At 44.7% G+C, this 18949-nt stretch carries 20 protein-coding genes; 13 read left to right on the top strand and 7 right to left on the bottom strand.

Translation table 11 applies throughout. From position 1 onward, the window contains the following. From frr to rpsB, 4 genes are all read right to left on the bottom strand, one after another. The gene (gene frr / locus R7Q11_RS11075; protein WP_005380330.1) at positions 1-558 is read right to left on the bottom strand and encodes a ribosome recycling factor; all 558 of its coding nucleotides are present in this window, start codon (positions 556-558) and stop codon (positions 1-3) included. A 100-nt stretch (positions 559-658) separates the two neighbouring features. Beyond that, positions 659-1384 carry a UMP kinase gene (gene pyrH / locus R7Q11_RS11070; RefSeq protein WP_005380329.1) on the bottom strand — a complete coding sequence of 242 codons (726 nt, stop codon included), beginning with the start codon at positions 1382-1384 and terminating at the stop codon, positions 659-661. A 147-nt stretch (positions 1385-1531) separates the two neighbouring features. After that, positions 1532-2377 carry a translation elongation factor Ts gene (gene tsf, locus R7Q11_RS11065; protein ID WP_005380328.1) on the bottom strand — a complete coding sequence of 282 codons (846 nt, stop codon included), beginning with the start codon at positions 2375-2377 and terminating at the stop codon, positions 1532-1534. A gap of 132 nt (positions 2378-2509) precedes the next feature. Continuing rightward, complete coding sequence (rpsB, locus tag R7Q11_RS11060) at positions 2510-3238, bottom strand: 30S ribosomal protein S2 (protein WP_005380327.1); 729 nt, start codon at positions 3236-3238, stop codon at positions 2510-2512. Positions 3239-3622: 384 nt separating this feature from the next. Between rpsB and map the strand changes: the two genes are divergently transcribed. The 3 genes from map to R7Q11_RS11045 all read left to right on the top strand — a co-directional run bounded on the left by map (position 3623) and on the right by R7Q11_RS11045 (position 7760). Further along, a complete protein-coding gene (map, locus tag R7Q11_RS11055; protein WP_005380326.1) occupies positions 3623-4501 on the top strand; it encodes a type I methionyl aminopeptidase in 879 nt (292 codons plus the stop codon). A gap of 108 nt (positions 4502-4609) precedes the next feature. After that, complete coding sequence (gene glnD / locus R7Q11_RS11050) at positions 4610-7234, top strand: bifunctional uridylyltransferase/uridylyl-removing protein GlnD (protein ID WP_017636037.1); 2625 nt, start codon at positions 4610-4612, stop codon at positions 7232-7234. A 142-nt stretch (positions 7235-7376) separates the two neighbouring features. After that, positions 7377-7760 carry a DUF3461 family protein gene (locus R7Q11_RS11045; protein ID WP_005380322.1) on the top strand — a complete coding sequence of 128 codons (384 nt, stop codon included), beginning with the start codon at positions 7377-7379 and terminating at the stop codon, positions 7758-7760. A gap of 67 nt (positions 7761-7827) precedes the next feature. Here the strand turns inward: R7Q11_RS11045 and truC are convergent, their stop codons facing one another. Next, positions 7828-8610, bottom strand: a complete 783-nt coding sequence (gene truC, locus R7Q11_RS11040; RefSeq protein WP_005391793.1) for a tRNA pseudouridine(65) synthase TruC — start codon at positions 8608-8610, stop codon at positions 7828-7830. Positions 8611-8614: 4 nt separating this feature from the next. Then, complete coding sequence (locus R7Q11_RS11035; protein WP_054577586.1) at positions 8615-8929, bottom strand: YqcC family protein; 315 nt, start codon at positions 8927-8929, stop codon at positions 8615-8617. A gap of 76 nt (positions 8930-9005) precedes the next feature. Between R7Q11_RS11035 and R7Q11_RS11030 the strand changes: the two genes are divergently transcribed. Both R7Q11_RS11030 and R7Q11_RS11025 read left to right on the top strand, forming a co-directional pair. Beyond that, positions 9006-10043 carry a DUF3549 family protein gene (locus R7Q11_RS11030; RefSeq protein ID WP_225466440.1) on the top strand — a complete coding sequence of 346 codons (1038 nt, stop codon included), beginning with the start codon at positions 9006-9008 and terminating at the stop codon, positions 10041-10043. A 13-nt stretch (positions 10044-10056) separates the two neighbouring features. Next, entirely contained in the window at positions 10057-10356 is a 300-nt protein-coding gene (locus R7Q11_RS11025; protein WP_005380315.1) for a DUF3301 domain-containing protein, read from the top strand. Here the strand turns inward: R7Q11_RS11025 and R7Q11_RS11020 are convergent. Continuing rightward, positions 10316-10801, bottom strand: coding sequence for a GNAT family N-acetyltransferase (locus R7Q11_RS11020; RefSeq protein WP_005380314.1), 486 nt, complete (start codon positions 10799-10801; stop codon positions 10316-10318). The genes R7Q11_RS11025 and R7Q11_RS11020 overlap by 41 nt on opposite strands. A 932-nt stretch (positions 10802-11733) precedes the next feature. On the opposite strand from R7Q11_RS11020, the gene R7Q11_RS11015 reads away from it, so the two are divergent. The 8 genes from R7Q11_RS11015 (at position 11734) to R7Q11_RS10980 (ending at position 18898) form a co-directional block, all read left to right on the top strand. After that, a complete protein-coding gene (locus tag R7Q11_RS11015; RefSeq protein ID WP_005391777.1) occupies positions 11734-12027 on the top strand; it encodes a hypothetical protein in 294 nt (97 codons plus the stop codon). Then, positions 12024-12473 (top strand): YaiI/YqxD family protein, encoded by a 450-nt coding sequence (locus tag R7Q11_RS11010; RefSeq protein WP_005380310.1) that lies wholly within the window; start codon positions 12024-12026, stop codon positions 12471-12473. Before R7Q11_RS11015 ends, R7Q11_RS11010 begins: the two co-directional genes overlap by 4 nt. A 194-nt stretch (positions 12474-12667) precedes the next feature. Next, a complete protein-coding gene (locus R7Q11_RS11005) occupies positions 12668-13657 on the top strand; it encodes a ketoacyl-ACP synthase III (RefSeq protein ID WP_225466439.1) in 990 nt (329 codons plus the stop codon). Further along, positions 13654-14640, top strand: a complete 987-nt coding sequence (locus R7Q11_RS11000; RefSeq protein ID WP_065274761.1) for an NAD-dependent epimerase/dehydratase family protein — start codon at positions 13654-13656, stop codon at positions 14638-14640. The genes R7Q11_RS11005 and R7Q11_RS11000 overlap by 4 nt, the downstream gene beginning before the upstream one ends. After that, on the top strand, positions 14609-15472 hold the full coding sequence (locus R7Q11_RS10995; protein ID WP_225466438.1) for an MBL fold metallo-hydrolase: 864 nt from the start codon (positions 14609-14611) through the stop codon (positions 15470-15472). The genes R7Q11_RS11000 and R7Q11_RS10995 overlap by 32 nt, the downstream gene beginning before the upstream one ends. Further along, positions 15460-16728, top strand: a complete 1269-nt coding sequence (locus tag R7Q11_RS10990) for a F390 synthetase-related protein (RefSeq protein WP_225466437.1) — start codon at positions 15460-15462, stop codon at positions 16726-16728. Before R7Q11_RS10995 ends, R7Q11_RS10990 begins: the two co-directional genes overlap by 13 nt. Next, on the top strand, positions 16716-17828 hold the full coding sequence (locus tag R7Q11_RS10985) for an ATP-grasp domain-containing protein (protein WP_225466436.1): 1113 nt from the start codon (positions 16716-16718) through the stop codon (positions 17826-17828). The genes R7Q11_RS10990 and R7Q11_RS10985 overlap by 13 nt, the downstream gene beginning before the upstream one ends. After that, positions 17825-18898, top strand: a complete 1074-nt coding sequence (locus R7Q11_RS10980; protein ID WP_213868620.1) for a hypothetical protein — start codon at positions 17825-17827, stop codon at positions 18896-18898. Before R7Q11_RS10985 ends, R7Q11_RS10980 begins: the two co-directional genes overlap by 4 nt. Positions 18899-18949: the final 51 nt, after the last annotated feature.

Raw genomic sequence — 18949 nt, 5'->3', positions numbered from 1 at the left:
TTAAACTTCCATCAACTCTTTTTCTTTTGCAGCAAGAACTTCATCGATCTTCTTAACTGCAACGTCAGTTAGCTTTTGAATTTCGTCTTGTGCTTTACGGTCTTCATCTTCAGAGATTTCTTTATCTTTTAGAAGCGCTTTAAGATCGTTGTTTGCGTCACGACGGATGTTACGAACAGCAACACGACCACCTTCAGCTTCACCACGGACGATCTTAACTAGGTCTTTACGACGTTCTTCCGTTAGCGGTGGAAGTGGAACGCGGATGATAGTGCCAGCTGACATAGGGTTTAGACCAAGGTCAGACGTCATGATCGCTTTTTCTACTTTCGGCGTCAGCTCTTTATCAAAAACCGTGATTGCAAGTGTACGCGCATCTTCAGCAATAACGTTTGCTACTTGGTTTAGAGGTGTTGCTGCACCGTAGTATTCTACAGAAATACCAGATAGTAGGCTTGGGTGTGCACGACCTGTACGAATTTTAGAAAGGTTGTTCTTAAGCGCTTCAACGCTTTTATCCATGCGCTCTTGCGCGTCTTTTTTGATTTCGTTAATCACAGTTTCACCTTAAAAATGTCATCTTTCCTGAAGAAAGCCTAAAACGGTTGAGCAAAGCAAGCACCACCCTAACGCTTTGGAGTGGCACCTTAAGCCAAGCTTATTCGTTGATGAGCGTGCCTTCTGCTTCGCCCATAACCACGCGACGTAGTGCGCCTGGCTTGTTCATATTAAATACGCGGATTGGCATTTTGTGGTCACGAGCTAGCGTAAACGCAGCCAAGTCCATAACTTTCAGCTCTTTATCCAGAACTTCTGCATAAGATAGCTTATCATACAGCTCTGCGTCTGGGTTTGCTACAGGGTCAGCAGTAAATACACCATCAACTTTCGTCGCTTTTAGTACAACATCCGCTTCAATTTCGATACCACGTAAACAAGCAGCAGAATCCGTTGTAAAGAACGGGTTACCAGTACCAGCAGAGAAGATGACAACTCGGCCTTGGCGAAGCTCACGGATCGCATCAGCCCAATTATAGTCGTCACATACGCCTTTTAGAGGGATTGCAGACATAACGCGCGCATTTACGTATGCACGGTGAAGAGCATCACGCATCGCTAGGCCATTCATTACTGTAGCAAGCATACCCATGTGGTCACCAACTACGCGGTTCATACCAGCTTCAGCTAGGCCTGCACCACGGAACAAGTTACCGCCACCGATAACTACACCAACCTGAACACCCAGTTCAACCAGTTCTTTAACTTCTTGTGCCATACGATCAAGGACCGCAGGATCAATACCAAAACCGTCTTCACCTTGAAGAGCTTCACCACTCAGTTTTAATAGAATACGTTGATACGCTGGTTTAGGGTTCGTAGTCATGGAGTTTACCTTCCAAAGAGAGTTGTTGATTAACAGTCATGAATAGACACAACTTCAGTTATGGCTATTCATCACGGCTAATCGTTCACTGCTCATAAAAAGACCGCAGCCTTGGCTACGGTCTAATCTTTATACAGTCTCTAAGGATTAACCTTTTTGAGCTGCTGCAACTTCTTCAGCGAAGCTCATTTCTTCTTTCTTCTCGATACCTTCACCTACTTCTAGGCGAACGAACGTAGAAACTGAAGCGCCTTTTTCTTTCAGCATTTCGCCTACAGTTTTCTTAGGCTCCATGATGAAAGCTTGACCTGTTAGAGAGATCTCGCCAGTGAATTTCTTCATGCGGCCAACAACCATCTTCTCAGCGATTTCAGCAGGCTTGCCTTCGTTCATTGCGATTTCAACTTGAACCGCTTTCTCTTTTTCTACTACGTCAGCTGGTACGTCTTCTGGGTTAACGAACTCTGGCTTAGAAGCAGCAACGTGCATTGCAACGTGCTTAAGAGTTTCTGCGTCGCCTTCACCAGCAACAACAACACCGATTTTCTCACCGTGACGGTAAGAAGCGATTGCAGTGCCTTGAACGTATTCTACGCGACGGATAGTGATGTTTTCACCGATTTTAGCTACTAGAGCTACACGTGCGTCTTCGAATTGTGCTTGTAGTTCTTCAACAGAAGCTTTTGAAGCTAGAGCTGCAGCTGCAACTTCTTCTGCGAATGCAGTGAAGTTACCGTCTTTAGCAACGAAGTCAGTTTGGCAGTTAACTTCAAGAAGAACAGCAACGCCGTTTTCTTCTTTGATGATGATTGCGCCTTCAGCTGCAACGTTACCAGCTTTCTTAGCTGCTTTCGCTGCGCCAGATTTACGCATGTTTTCAATTGCTAGTTCGATGTCAGCGTTTGCTTCTACAAGCGCTTTCTTACATTCCATCATGCCAGCGCCAGTACGCTCGCGAAGTTCTTTAACTAGAGCAGCAGTTACAGTTGCCATTCTGTCTTCCTCGTTTGATTCGAAATAAGGTAAAAAACAGGGGCCTAACATTGTCGGCCCCCATTGCTAACTATAACTTAGTTTATGCTACACAAAGGTTTCACATAGACCAAGTGTGACACAGAGCCGCTATTATTCAGCTTCTACGAAACCGTCTTTTTCAGCAACTGCAGCTACGTCTTTGTTACGACCTTCAGATACTGCTGAAGCAGCAGCGTTCAGGTATAGCTGTACAGCGCGGATCGCGTCGTCGTTACCTGGGATTACGTAGTCAACGCCGTCTGGGTTAGAGTTAGTATCTACCACAGCGTATACTGGAATGCCTAGGTTGTTAGCTTCTTTAATTGCAATGTGTTCGTGATCAGCGTCGATTACGAATAGAGCGTCTGGTAGGCCGCCCATGTCTTTGATACCACCAAGAGATTTCTCTAGCTTCTCCATTTCGCGAGTACGCATTAGAGCTTCTTTCTTAGTTAGTTTGTCAAAAGTACCGTCTTGAGATTGAGTCTCTAGTTCTTTTAGACGCTTGATAGACTGACGAACTGTTTTGTAGTTTGTAAGCATACCGCCTAACCAGCGGTTGTTTACGTAAAACTGGTTGCTTGCGATTGCAGCTTCTTTAACAGCTTCAGATGCAGCGCGCTTAGTACCTACGAATAGAACCTTACCTTTCTTCTCGCCAACTTTAGCTAGTTCAGCTAGAGCGTCGTTGAACATTGGTACAGTTTTTTCTAGGTTGATGATATGAACTTTGTTACGAGCGCCAAAGATGAATGGCTTCATTTTTGGGTTCCAGTAACGAGTCTGGTGACCGAAGTGAACACCAGCTTTTAGCATATCGCGCATTGATACAGTTGCCATTTTAAAATCCTCTATGGGGTTAGGCCTCCACATTCCCCATAACTCCGACCAAGCTTCTGCTCAGCACCCCGGAATATGTGACGGAATGTGTGTGATTTAAAGATAAAAGGTTATTCGGATGAAGCTTGCTTCGCCGCTTAACTTTGCTAAACGAAGAGAACAGTCCTCTATTCCGGCGCGCTTTATACCATATTTTAGCTCACTGTGGCTAGTAAAAATTATTTCTTCACCGAGCCACTTTCTCCTATTTATAAGCAAAACTTTAAACATATGATCGAATTAAGAATGATGCATATTCCTATCTAACTTGGGTTAACGCCCCGATGTCTGATAGAATGCGGCCATTCGCACGTTTACGTGCTTAGGAATAAGTAGAGAAAGCCAATGTCAATCAAGATTAAAACTGCTGAAGAAATAGAACGCATGCGCATTGCGGGCAAGCTAGCCGCAGAGATTCTAGAAATGATCGAACCACACATCAAAGTTGGTGTGACGACAGAAGAGTTAAACAAAATCTGTCATGAGTACGCTCTAGAAAAAGGCGCATACTCTGCTCCGCTTGATTACCATGGTTTCCCTAAGTCGATCTGTACTTCAATCAACCATATCGTATGCCACGGTATTCCAGCGGAAAAAGACGAAATCGGTAGCAACGGCCAAATGAAGCCGGCGGTACTAAAAGATGGTGACATCTTAAACGTTGATATTACCGTAATCGTTCCAAATGATGAGAATGCCGATCTGAGCGTGCGTCCTCAGGGTTACCATGGTGACACTTCTAAGATGTTCCTAGTCGGTGATGTTTCGCCTGCAAACAAACGTCTGTGCATGGTAGCTCAAGAAGCACTGTACGTTGGTATGCGTACCGTTAAGCCAGGTTCAACAGTTGGCGACATCGGTACAGCTATCGAGAAGTACATCAAAGAGAACAACAAGAACAATCCTCGCAACAAGTTTTCTATTGTGAAAGACTTCTGTGGTCACGGTATCGGCGATGAGTTCCATGAAGAACCACAAGTGGTTCATTACAAGAACAAAGACCGCCGCGTATTAAAAGAAGGCATGTGCTTTACTATTGAGCCGATGATTAACGCAGGTAAATTTGGTTGCTCTGTTGATGCACAAGATGACTGGACTGTTTACACGGGCGACGGCAAGAACTCTGCGCAATGGGAACATACCATTGTAGTAACAAAAGAAGGTTGTGAAGTACTGACGCTTCGTAGCGACGATACGATTCCTCGCCTAATGAAAAACGCGTAAAGCTGACAACCACTCGTTGTTTACTATATCCCTGCTTCGGCGGGGATATTTTTTATCTGCCGCAAATTTGTTAGATTGTTATTAGATTAGCTTGCACGGATGGCAAATATGACACTTCAGTCCCCTCTTACCTTTTCCGATGAACAAATCAATATCGGTGAACTCAAACAAGAATTAGAGAAGTTTAGCTCTAATCAAAACCAAGAGTTTCTCAATCATCATCCGGTAACAAGCTTGGTTTTAGCCAGAGCTGAATATATGGATCTGCTTCTCAATCGTTTGTGGCAACATTTTGGTTTCAAGGATATTTACAACATTTCCCTAGTTGCCGTTGGTGGCTACGGACGAGGCGAGCTGCATCCGCTCTCCGATATCGATATTTTGATTCTGTCGAACAATAAACTGCCAACCGCGTTAGAAGCAAAAATCAGCGAATTCATTACGCTGTTGTGGGATTTAAAACTCGAGGTCGGACACGCTGTTCGCACCGTTACTGAATGTGCTGAAATTGGTAAAGCCGATCTAACGGTCGCGACAAACCTGCAAGAAGCGCGACTGCTGTGTGGAAGCGAGGACACCTTTCAGGCACTGAAGAAAGTCGTGTTATCAGACTCCTTCTGGCCAAGTGAGACGTTTTACCGCGCTAAAATTCAAGAGCAGCGCGAACGCCATGCACGTTACCACGACACGACCTACAACTTAGAACCGGACATTAAATCAACCCCTGGCGGGCTGCGCGATATTCATACATTAAGCTGGGTCGCTCGACGTCACTTTGGTGCTACTTCATTGTTGGAAATGAGCCGATACGGATTTTTAACTGACGCAGAATACCGAGAATTGGTTGAATGTCAGGACTTCCTTTGGCGAGTACGTTTCGCTCTGCACATGGAGCTTCGCCGCTATGACAACCGCTTGACCTTTGCTCATCAAGCACAAGTTGCGGAAAATCTAGGCTACGTCGGAGAAGGCAACCGAGGCGTAGAAATGATGATGAAAGAGTTCTACCGCACGCTTCGTCGTGTGGCAGAGCTCAATAAAATGCTACTCAAACTCTTTGACCAAGCGATCATTAATGGTGGGGCGACAGAAAGTGCCGAGATTCTCGATACGGACTTTCAACGTCGCGGTTCTTTAATTGAAGCGCGGAAACCCGCATTGTTCCAAGCTCGCCCAGAAACTATTCTGGATATGTTCTTACATATTGCTAACGACTCAACTATTGAAGGGGTGAGCCCACCAACGCTGCGTCAACTGCGCACCGCTCGGCGTCGGCTCAACAAGTTTTTGCACACCATTCCTGCTGCGCGTGAAAAGTTCATGGCGTTATGTCGTCACCCTAATGCTCTTCACAAAGCATTCAGCCTCATGCACCGATTAGGGGTTATGGCGGCCTATTTACCGCAATGGAGTCAGATTGTTGGTCAAATGCAGTTTGACTTATTCCATGCCTACACCGTTGATGAACACAGTATTCGCTTACTTAAACACATCAACACTTTTAGTGACCCAGAAAATCATGCGAAGCACCCTATTTGCTGTGACGTCTACCCTCGGATGCAAAAGAAAGAGCTGCTGATTATTGCCGCTATTTTCCACGATATCGGGAAAGGTCGTGGCGGCGATCACTCGATTATCGGTGAAGGAGAAGCGTACGACTTCTGCATTGAGCATGGTTTATCGAAGCCCGAAGCGAAACTTGTCGCTTGGTTGGTAAGACATCATCTATTAATGTCTGTCACCGCACAGCGCCGAGATATTTATGATCCTGATGTCATTACCGAGTTTGCCAAAAAAGTCAGAGACGAAGAATCTCTCGATTATCTTGTATGCCTGACAGTTGCAGATATTTGTGCAACCAACCCAGAACTTTGGAATGCTTGGAAACGAACTTTACTTGCGGAGCTGTATTACTCCACACAACGTGCTTTACGTAGAGGCCTAGAGAACCCTGTCGATGTGCGTGAGCGAATTCGCCACAATCAACAAATGGCCTCCGCAATGCTGCGCAAAGAGGGGTTTGCCGCGCGCGAAATTGAAGTATTGTGGCAACGCTTCAAAGCTGACTACTTCCTTCGTCATACCCATACGCAAATCGCGTGGCACTGCGAACACTTACTTCGCATGGAAGATCCGACTAAGCCTTTGGTGTTGATCAGTAAAAAAGCCACTCGTGGCGGCACTGAGGTGTTTGTATATACGAAAGACCAGCCTGCTTTATTTGCGACAGTCGTGGCGGAGTTAGATAGGCGTAATTTTAATGTACACGACGCGCAAATCATGACCAGCAAAGATGGGCACGTGATTGATACCTTTATGGTACTCGATCAACATGGCGAAGCGATCGATGAGTCTCGTCACGCCGCGGTGATTAAACACCTCACTCATGTACTGGAGGCAGGCCGACCAACCAAGATTAAAACGCGCCGTACTCCGAACAAACTTCAGCACTTTAACGTGAAAACCAAAGTCGACTTCTTACCAACCAAAGGTAAAAAACACACTTTAATGGAGTTTGTCGCGCTAGACACACCAGGGCTGTTGGCCAAAGTAGGCCGTACGTTTGCTGATTTAAATATCAACCTTCATGGTGCAAAAATCACCACCATTGGTGAGCGAGCAGAAGACTTGTTTATTTTAACCAGTGATGCAGGGGGAAGATTAAGTGAAGAACAACAGGATGAGCTAAGAGAGAGATTGATCGAAAAGTTATCTGATGAGGTCGCAGCTTAGATCAAACCTGCCAATCTTTTCGGTTCAGGGCGAGAGCGATCTTGCCCACAAGTTAAGCATTTTGGCTAAATATCAGCTATCTAGCTCATACATAGGCTGCTACAGTTATATCAATATCAATTCGATGTAATAGAGGTAGCCTATGTATCCCCACCTCACTGGTTTGGGTATTCACGACCCTAAGCAGATTGAACGTTATTCCCTACGCCAAGAAGCACACAAAGACGTACTCAAGATCTATTTCCACAAGCAAAAAGGCGAACTGTTCGCTAAAAGCGTTAAATTCAAATACCCGCGCCAAATCAAAAATGTTCTTGTGGACAGTGGCAGTCACAAATATAAAGAAGTAACGGAAATCAACCGTAACCTCACATTAGTCATTGATGAACTGAATAAAATCACTAAGCCAACGAAACAACCTGAGGTTGATGTAAAAGAGAAAATTCTTTCAGACCTTCGTCATTTAGAAAAAGTCGTTTCGAGCAAGATCGCAGAGATCGAAGCGGATCTTGAAAAACTAAAGTAAAACGTTAAGTCTTAAATATTAAAAAGGGTTAGCATTGATGCTAACCCTTTTTATTTGTACTCAATCATTATCTAGATCTAACTGCGCCGATTATCGGTTCATCCCACTCAAATCGAGTAAACAATTGCTGCCAAGTTTCATCAAGATTGGCCGTCATGACAATCTCTTGATCGGTAAATGGATGGACAAACCGTAACTCTGAAGCATGCAGTAGCAAACGATGAGAATCAAACTCTGTGCGATACAGCTTGTTGTGCTTTCCATCCCCGTGCGTTGTATCACCCACGATCGGATGGCGTAGATGTGCCATATGACGACGAAGTTGGTGCTTACGCCCCGTTTTAGGTTTCATCTCAACTAAGCAATAACGCGTTGTAGGAAATTTACCCGTCGAATAGGGAACCTCCACTTTAGCCAGCGGCTTATATTCCGTCACCGCTTCTTGCGCTTCTTTTTCTTGTGAAGCGAACTTATCAGCAATCTTGTCTAACTCGACTTTGAGCGCGTAATCCAATACGCCCTCTTCCTCAATCCAACCGCGTACTATTGCGTGGTATGTCTTTTCCATTTTATGTTCAGCAAACATCGGCATGACTTGTGATGCGACTTCACTCGACAACGCAAACACGAGCACACCAGATGTTGGACGATCCAGACGATGTAATGGGAACACATGCTGACCAATTTGGTCGCGCAAAGTTTGCATGACAAACTGAGTTTCGTGTTTATCTAACCAACTGCGATGCACTAACATGCCTGCAGGCTTGTTGACCGCTACAAAATATTCATCCTGATAAACGATCTCCAGCTCAACTGGTTCTGAAGATCGCGCTATTTTTTGTTCTAGCATTAGTTTACTTACACAGTTCGTCAATGGTTCGGATTGTAATAAGCAGCTCTGCGAACTGCGGTTCCTGCTTCCACGCTTCAGAAAAATAGGGCTCGAGAGAAAACCCTCTTGGCAGTGGTTGATTGTTTTCCACTAGTGCGTGCATTCTGGCTATAAAAATCCACTGCAACCACTCATGAGGATGCAACGTATCAATCGCAAATGGCTCCGCACTTTGTAAGGCTTGCTCTGAAGGCATAGTATATTGCCATAAGTTATGCTCTCTAAGCTGCGCTTCAAGTTGGTGAAGTAAGTCGACCAATTGAGTATTTGTTACCATTAATTCTATCTCGAACCTTGAATTAGCCGAGAATGATACCATTTCTTGTGAAAAGAACGTTAGGACGTCGTATTTAATGGAAAACATTCAAACCCTCACTCAACTGTTGAACAACAGCCACTGTGATTATCAAATCTTCGATCTTGGTCGCCGTATCAAAACCATCGCTAAGAAAGAGTTTACCGATGTAGAAAAAGGTCAAGCACCTTACCCATTTCCAATGCAGCGTAAAGCACACCTTGCCATCGCTTATTGGAATGAACAAAAGCAACCTTGGATTTGGTTTCTAAAGTTTGAATTGGACGAGCGCGGTTTGTTAAAGCAAGCGGATATCGGCAATTTCATTAAATACGTCGTGGAGGCTATGGGAACACGCCTCAATGATGATATCACTGAAGAGCAACAACAAAAGCTGTCTAACAACCCATACACTTTCAAACCTTCCGAAGATAAAATGGCCGTGTTTCATAGCCAGGTCCGCGCGAACCTCGATCTTCCTACCAGCCAATATTACGAGCATACCCAGCATTACTTCTCTGGAGGTTTAGGCTGGGATAATTGGCAAACTGTAGGTCTGCAAGGTATCACAGACATAGCCGCTCGCCTGGACAAAGAGCAAAACGGGGTAATGATACGCAAAGCGTTGAACCACCTACCAAATGAGCCACTTTATGCCCTATTAGGTGCGCTTGAGCACGTAGAGCTTCAAGAGCGTTTAGCAGAACGTATCGCGGAAAAGGCACAGCAAGAAATCGCAAGTAGCGAACCTGATCTCTTCCTACTTTCAGCACTTATCCGAGCCCTTGCTGGTGCACCAACAGAAGTCGCCTCTCCAGTATTAGATGCGATATTGCATAGCCCTCGTTTAAGCCATCAGGAGGTATTGATTGGTGTGGCGGGTCGCGCTTGGCACTTACTCGCCAATGAAAAGGTAGCAGAACAGTTTTTGCTGCGTTTAGCTCAAACCGGTAATCAAGCCCTATTTAATCAGTTATTTGCCGATTTAGTGATGCTGCCAGAGTTAAGGATGGTGTTATTGCCTTTACTGCATTCAAATCCATCAGAGGAACTAGCAAATGCGCTAGTAAGATTACAACAAACAACAAAAAGCTAAGAAAGGTTCAGGAATGATTGGTGATCTTTTAGCAATTTTAGGGCTCTGCTTTTTCTGTTACCTGTTTTGGCAACAGCGTCGCCAAGCCGAACTCGCAAAAGCGGCCATCACGCGTAAATGTGAGCAATTGGATCTCCAATTAATCAGCATCGCCTTTGGTGCCCATAAACTAAAAACGCCAGACGGAGTCTGGCGTTGGCATACGGTGTATCAATTTGAGTTTTCATCTCTTGGTGACGATTGCTACCAAGGAGAGTTAACCATGGTCGGTTTCAGGCCGCAGAACTTTCACCTACCACCGCATCGCTTGTAAATTCCATTTCAAAGTAAGGACCATATATATCCTTACTTTCTTTTGTTTCAACAAATCCCAGCTTTTTCAGTACTGCCATAGAAGCTTGATGATTGCTATTCACGTTAGCTTTCACCTTATTCAAGCCCAATTCACGGCACGCTTTGGGGAAAAATGCTTTTAGTGCTTCTGTTGCTAACCCTTTACCCCAATATGATTTATCAAAAATAAACCCTAATTCAGGTTCGGAATCGAGATTAGCAATGAACACGTGCCCCATATAGTCACGACTGGTGCTCTCTAGCACTGCCATACTATAAATGTTCTCATCATCCAGTATTTTCTCAAACATCTGTTTGGCAGACGCAACTGTATACGGACCATTCAATTCAGCACGGTTTTTCGCACAGCAATTCAGCATGACGAATTCTAGTTGCAACGACTCATTGTAGGGTAGAAGAAGCATTCTTCTGGTTACTATGGCCACATCTGTTCCTTGATTACAACAAACTTAATCTATCCGCAGATCACAAACTCGATGAGCTGAACATGCTCAATGATTGCGGGCATAACACCTTGTAGAGAAGCCGAAAGTTAAACCAACTGGTTGGAAAGGATATTGATCTGAGTTGTTTTTTATTAAGTGTTATTAGGAATTTATATATTTTGTGATATTGATATCCCCAAGTAACATCGAGATGCTTAATTCAATGAGAACACTGGATATCGTTTTTATATAAGAAAGACCCCGACACATAAGTATCGGGGTCATGGTCTTACTCGCAGCAGTCCGGCTACTAAAAGTGCTCCATGCATCATCCATAATAGTGGCTGATTCCGTCAGCTTATTCCTTACGTCGCCGTCCTAGCGGTGTCCTTATCATCCTGACTGCTAACATTCCTCGTTAGCACACGTCACTTGTTCCTTGAGCGGTGTCCCTTGCATCTTCCTGATGCTGTCCATAACCTCAATCCTAGAGGGGTCCATTGTCTATCCTTAGTCATCAACATCCTATTGATGATCGTATCCTTACAATGTCCTACGCTCCATGCTTGATTAATCATCCTGACCAACCAAATCGTCTTCCTGACGATAACCAAATCCTTGGTGCTTTCCTGTTCCATGTCTGCTTCCTGCTGACAACTCTCAATTTACGCCTTTTCCAAAAATAGACAATCTATCTAAGATAAATATTTGGCTCTCACATTGGTTAATAAGTTGTTAAATCATTATTTATCAGAAACTTAAGCTCTTCAGCTTCTCTTTTTCCGCTTACGAAATCGTTTTCTCTCACAACCTATGTAAGAGATCTCTCACACTACACTCTCCAAAATGCCATTCGCCAAATTAGCGCACTCAACGTATGATGATAGATATATCGTTGTTAAGGATTAAAAATGTTAACTCAAGACGTTACTAAAGAATTAGAAGCGGCAATGGAACAGTTGCAACAACAAGGAAAAGAGCCAACCGTAGCGTTAGTGAAAGCACGCTTGAAAACGCCAGTTCCAATGCCAGCATTAATCACCGCAATAAAAAGTTGGAAGAGTGCTCAACGCGTACCCAAGGTTGAAATCGCAGCACAACACCACACCGATAATGATCGTCTTGAAGCCCTAGAGCGCACCGTAAAAATGCTAGCCATTCGTATTGAAGAGTTAGAAGCGAAACTCAGTGAGAAATCATCATGAAGTTATGGGTAGATGCAGACGCGTGTCCGAAAGTTATTCGCGAAACCATTGTGCGTGCCGCCGAGCGTACGGGGATTGAATGTACGTTTGTCGCTAACCACGTTGTCCCTGTGCCGAAAAGAGACAACATCCACTCGCTGCAAGTCCCTGCGGGATTTGACATCGCAGACAACGAAATCGTCAAGCGTGTGGAAGCCAACGATTTGGTGATCACGTCAGATATTCCGCTTGCAGATGAGGTTATCTCTAAAGGCGCTCAAGCCCTCAGTTCTCGTGGCGAGCTCTATACAAAAGACACCATCAAAGCTCGCCTAAATATCCGCGACTTTATGGAAACCATGCGTTCAAGCGGAATTCAGACAGGTGGGCCCGCCGCGCTTTCTCAAACCGATCGACGCGAATTTGCAAACCATTTGGATCGTATTTTGGCGAAATTTAAGAAGTAACCCTCACTCTATTCAAATTGAGCCAGCAAATAAAAGCCTGGCTCATTCCTGAAAATTCATTCTCAGCATTGCACCCAAAGCGTGCTCTTACTCCCATTTGTTTTGTTCTGTTTATTTTTCATCTTGCTCGCCATAGCTTCAATATGCAACGTGGTTTATTTTGAACGACGTTTTTAATAAGTGTATAGAGAATAATGGGCTTTAACATCGTTTCCAGTGGAAGCTACCTGCCAACGAATCAATGGTCTGCTCGAGAGATGGATCGCTTCCTAAAATTAGCGCCAGGGACCTGCCGAAATAAATTCGACGTTGAATATCGTCATGTAGCCAATACAAAAGAGACCGCTATTTACATGGCAGTGCAGGCAATAGAGCAGTGTTTAGGAAACACACATACCTTAAGCTCCGTTGATCTTCTTATCTACGCTAGCGGCACACACCACCAGTCTCTACCCTACGACGCCTCAGCGGTTCTCGCCGCGTTAGACGCTCCAACATGGCTAGAAAGCTTTGATTTGAACAGCACCTGTTTATCCTTTCTCTCTGCGCTTGATCTTGCTCAGAGTCTATTCTTAGCAAAACGATACCGTCGGATTCTTATTGTCACCAGCGAACTCGCCACTGGCATCACACTGAATCGAAATTTTACGCTCAAACCAGAAGTTGCAACGCTATTCGCAGACGGTGCCGCCGCATTTTTGCTCGAAGAACGCAATGATGATGGATTGCTCACCAGTCACTTTGAAACGCATCATACCGGGTATTCATTTTGTCAAATTAAGGGCGGAGGTAGTCATATCAATCCGCATACCTCCGAGCATCAAGCCTATTTAAAAAGTTGCCAGTTTGAGATGGAGGGCAAAGCACTCTTTAAACATGTGCGTAAAGCCTTACCAGCGTTTCTAAAAAAAGGGTTTGACGCCTCTCCGGTAACATTCAGCGATATTGATTATTTTCTTCCTCATCAAGCCAGCGCGCATGGATTAAAAAAACTGCCTTCACTCACCGGGCTACCAACAGAGAAAACCGTTAATCACTTTTCGACTTTGGGAAACCAAGTCGCCGCCTCACTCCCAATTAACTTACACTGGCTGCGTAATCAGCCGGAAGCCGCAGGAAAACATGTGTTATTAGCTGGCACCGCCGCAGGGTTGTCACTAGGGATGGGAGTGCTAAAACTATGAAGATATTGGTCACTGGTGGCAGCGGGATGTTGGGTAGTGCAATTCTGAGAATGTTTCACCAGCAGCATGAACTGCACTTTACAGCACGAAATACAGTCATCGCTAAACAACTCGCCGAGCAATTCGATGTTATCCCCCATATAGTCGATTTAAGAGACCACTCAGCAGTTCATGCGGTATGCCAAGGTATGGATGCAATCATCCATTGTGCCGCTCTCTCAAGCCCATGGGGAAAGTGGCAGGCGTTTTATCAAGCCAATGTAGATGCCACCAAAAACCTCGTCAATGCGGCTAATACCCATCAAATCTCGCGTTTTATCCATATTTCCTCCACCAGCGTCTACTTTGACCATCAAGACCGTTGGAATATTCGAGAAACCGACGCCATAGCTTCATACTGGTGTAATGATTATGCACACACAAAATACCTATCGGAAATTGAAGCCGTAAAAGGCCAAAGCAAAGCGATCATTTTAAGACCGCGTGGCATTTTTGGACCCAATGATCGCGCGATTATCCCAAGAGTGCTTAAGGCGATAAAAAACAACACTCTGCTTCTGCCATCAGGTAGAAATCCTGTGGTTGATCTGACCTATGTCGACAACGTTGCCCATGCAGCGATGCTCGCTTGCACTCAGGCAGACCAACTTCAGCATGGTGATGTGTTCAACATTTCCAACAACGAACCAATGCCAATTGAGACTGTTCTGCAAGCTTTATGTGAGGGGTTAAACCTAAAAGTAACGTTACAATCATTACCATACGGTGTGGTATCACCATTATTAAAGCTCAGTGAGCAAATACGAAGGCACTTACCACATCAGCCAGAACCAAGGCTCACCTCATACAGCGCAGGATTGTTTAACTATCATCAAACTCTGGATATCAGCAAGGCTAAACAAACACTGAATTACCAACCGCTTTTTTCAATTCAAGAAGGAATACAGCAGTATGCAAACTGGTCTAAAAATAAAAATCTTTGAGGCTGGACACTGCGTACACCCAGGCTTTGTTGTCAAACCAGGCTCTGGTATCAAGCCTAGAGCATTTCCGGCAGCCGTTGCGTTAATTCAGCACCCAACGCAAGGCAACATCCTGTTCGACACGGGATATCACGAGCATTTTTTTAGCGCGACTCGTCCCTTCCCTGAACGTTTTTATGCTTGGACAACACCTTGTCGCTATAAAAAAGAACACGGAATTGTTGCGCAGTTAGCAAAAGAAAGTCTCAAACCTCATGATATTGAACACTTAGTGCTCTCCCACTTCCATGCTGATCACATTGCTGCCGTGTCTGAGTTTTCCCACTCTCAATTGCATTGCCAACAAAAAGGGGTAGATGCAATTACTAAAAGTGGTCGAATTGGAGGCGTAAGAAAAGGATACCTAAAAGCTCTACTTCCTCCACAGCTTGAACCTAACTTATTCATTCATAGTAATTTTTCCGTACCAATCAGCCAAATTCTTCCTCAGTGCCAAGGTGTTAATTTGCTCTGTAAAGACATGTTCGACGACGGATTCATTTATATGGTTAGCTTGCCAGGCCATGCAGCTGGCCAAGTGGGCTTGCTGGTTAAAAGAGACCAAGGTTGGCTATTCTTACTCGCCGATGCATGCTGGTTAATCGAGAGCTTGAGTGAAAATATTGATCAGCATTGGCTGGCGAACATGCTTTGCGATGACACAAATGCCTATAAAAACACCCTCTCCGAATTGAGAAGTTGCTACCAACAAACCCACCACTTTGTTCGCTTCGTGCCTTCACATTGTCAGGAAACTATCCAGCAGCTAATCAAAGAAGGATGGATGAAGTGAGAACGCTTATCTCAGAATTCTGGCGAACCCGCTACCGCCCCTTCGGCTCAAGGGAACAAGTCGAAACATGGCAGCAACGACATTTAACGCAACACCTAGATTGGGTATGCTGTCATTCACCGTATTACCGCTCACTTCAAGGTGCAGCACTTAGTGATTTCCCTATCATGAATAAGCAAACCATGATGGAGAGCCTCTCGGAGTTGAATACGAAAGGCCTAGATGCTGAACAGCTAATGCAACAAGCACTCGAAGCAGAACAGTCACGCAACTTCGCCGCTTCGAAAGTTGGCGATGTTACTGTTGGGCTTTCTTCGGGCACATCAGGCATGCGCGGGTTATTTCTTGCTGACAAACAGGAAACGCAACTGTGGGCTGGCAATATATTGGCTCGCCTGTTGCCCAACCTATGGCAAAAGCACCGAATTGCGCTAGCCTTGCGCGCCAACAGCCCACTGTATAAATCCGTCGCGAAAGGGCCTGTAACATTTTTTTATGCCGATTTAACCAAACCTTACCAAGAATGGATAAAAGAGCTAGATAAGTTCCAACCCACGCTTTTGGTTGGTAGTGCGCAAGCTCTTCAGCTCTGCGCCCAGTTCAGCGGTCAATTTGGTCAACCCGCAATTCAACCACAGCGGATCATTTCTGGTGCAGAAGTCCTAACCGAGAGTGACCGTCACTTTATTTCTCAACGGTTCGACAGCGAACTCCATGAAGTCTATCAATGTACTGAAGGTTTTCTTGCATGTACGGATCAGCATGGACAAATGCGCTGGAATCAAGATGTTATTTACATCGAAAAACATTGGCTGAATACCGAACGTACTCATTACAGCCCAATCATTACGGATTTTCGTCGTAAAACTCAGCCAATTATTCGTTATCAGCTCGACGATATTATTGAGAATAAACAGGATAATGGCGTATTTGAACCTCTTGGCGCAATTGCCGGACGATGTGGTGATCGCCTCACGCTAAACGCAAACCACGTCCCAGTGACGGTGTTACCAGATCTCATCTACCGCGCTATAACACTATCCGCCCAAAGTCGCGTGGATTACCGAATCACCCAAACAGGGTCACAAGCCATTCAAATTGAAGCGGATGTTCACCACCATCGGGTTATACATCAAGCCTTGATAAAGTTGTTTGACCAATTGCGGCTTGATCCTGTCAGATTTAGTTACCGCCCTGCGCCTATTTGGACGCCAATGAATAAACAACGACGTGTGGTGAACATATGCGGGTCTTAATCACCGGAGCCCGATCACCAGTTGCACTAGAGTGGGCAACCATGTGTATGCATCATGGACATGAAGTAATTCTCACCGATTCGCTAAAAAAACCTCTAGGATCGTTTTTGCGAGGCATCGAGTCTTATATCCCCACCGCTTCACCTCGATTTGCGTTTCCCACCTATCAACAGCAGATCCTAAAAATCATTACTCAGATGCGTATTGATATAGTGATACCCACTTGTGAAGAAGTGTATTACTTGGCTCATGTTGCCAAACAATGCCCAGAAGTAGATTTTTTTCTGCCCAATGTGGGACTACTCAATGCCCTGCACAACAAGTTGACCGTCTTTGAACAGCTTCAAAGTTTGCCAGAAATCACACTTCCAAAAACTCGTTTGGTCGCTGATAAAAGTGAGATTGAAATTAATAAGAGAACCGTTCTAAAGCCCGTTTACTCTCGGTTTGGCGGGCAAGTCATAAGAGATGTGACGACTCAGTCTATTTCTGCCGCCACGATATCGCCCCTTTTCCCTTGGGTTCAGCAACAAAAAATCCATGGGACTCCGGTGTGTAACTATGCCATTTTTGAACATGGTGACCTTAAAGCACACCAAGCTTATGTGCCGAAATACTGTGTAAACGGCTCGGCCGCCAGTGCTTTTCAGCCGATCTCGTGCGAACGACTAGATAGATTTATCGCAGCTTTTGGTAAACGTCATACTTATCATGGGCAAGTGTCGTTTGACTTCATCAAATCACAAGATGAACTCTACGTGATTGAATGTAACCCAAGAGCCACCAGTGGTTTGCACCTACTCTCGTCTCGATGCAACCAACTGCTTCCTAATATGGAGTTTACCAGTCCTTCCGAGCAGCGATTGCATCATTTAGGTCCAATAACACTCATCGCTGAAGGCGGGTTATCCCTATTTAAGGCTCGAACTTGGCAAGATTGGTGGTCTGGAGTGAATGTGATGCAACAGCATAACTTACCGGTCGGGAGCCAAATCCGGAGTATGTTTGAATTACTCCGGTTAGCTAGGCAGAACAAGACGAAGTGGAGCGACGCTTCTACCGTTGATATTGAGTGGAATGGAGAGGCATTGAACTCATGACACTTTCCTCTCAAGAATGGCATCAAACCTTTATCACTCTTATGCAGTCAAATCCTATTGATGAATGCACAGCAAGCTTTGGTTGCTACTATATCGATGATGTTGCCATTCCTTACTCCGTAACACCAAAAATACCAAACAACTGTTATTCAGTCTCCCCTATGACACTGCTTAGTGGCTACGCCGCAGAAGAGCTTCACAAAGTCAAAAATATGGCTGTTCGATGGGTATGTAAGTTACTTATTAATATGACTAAACCAATCTTATCATTGGCTGGATTGGATCAAGTCCAAACGCTCAACAATCAGTGCTTGTCCACCAATATGTATAGCGAACAATGGGCAGCCTTAAATCTCGATGAACTGCGTCGCGTCGCACTCGATAAATATCCCACCTTTCCCTTGGTACTTCGCTCCATTAACCAACGTCAACAATCACGCTTTATTCAGCGATTAGAGCAGCAGCAATGGCAAAGCTTGGTAACACGACAAGTGTATTTACTTGATGATTGGCAAGCGTTCAGCTTCAACCGAGATTTAACGAAAGACTTCAAACTGCTTAATGATAAAGATTGGCAGTTTAGACCACTTACCACTGATGAAGAGTTTCAGCGTGCCAAAGAGTTATATGACATGCTTTACCTTGATAAATACAGCATCAATAACATCCAGTTTTCAACCCAATATTTAAAACAGGCGAGCCAGAACAAATTAGTAAAGTTAGTGGGACTGTTTTATCAAGAAGAGATGCTGGCTACGTTAGGCATTGTAGAAATTGATAATGATATGACTTGCCCAATTTTTGGCTACGATACCAATAAGCCACAACGCCTCGCATTGTATCGTCGAATATCGGCCTATACCATCCGCCACGCAATGATATTCCAGCGTCGCTTTAATATGAGCTCAGGTGCTCCGGCTTTTAAACGCAACAGAAAAGCCCAGCCAGAAATTGAATTTAGCTATGTGTATATTGCGCACTTACCCTGGTACAAACGCATAATTTGGAAAAGCTTGTGCTGGCTCACTCAGCACTTTTATCGCCCTTTGTTGATACGTTTTCAGCTATAATCCGACATCTATAATCAGGTAAGCCTGCGTACACAGTCTCAATCGATAAAA

It is taken from the genome of Vibrio sp. 970 (assembly GCF_033339075.1).
Note: the sequence above shows the minus strand (reverse complement) of the source record. Positions and strands in the feature narration are given on the sequence as shown.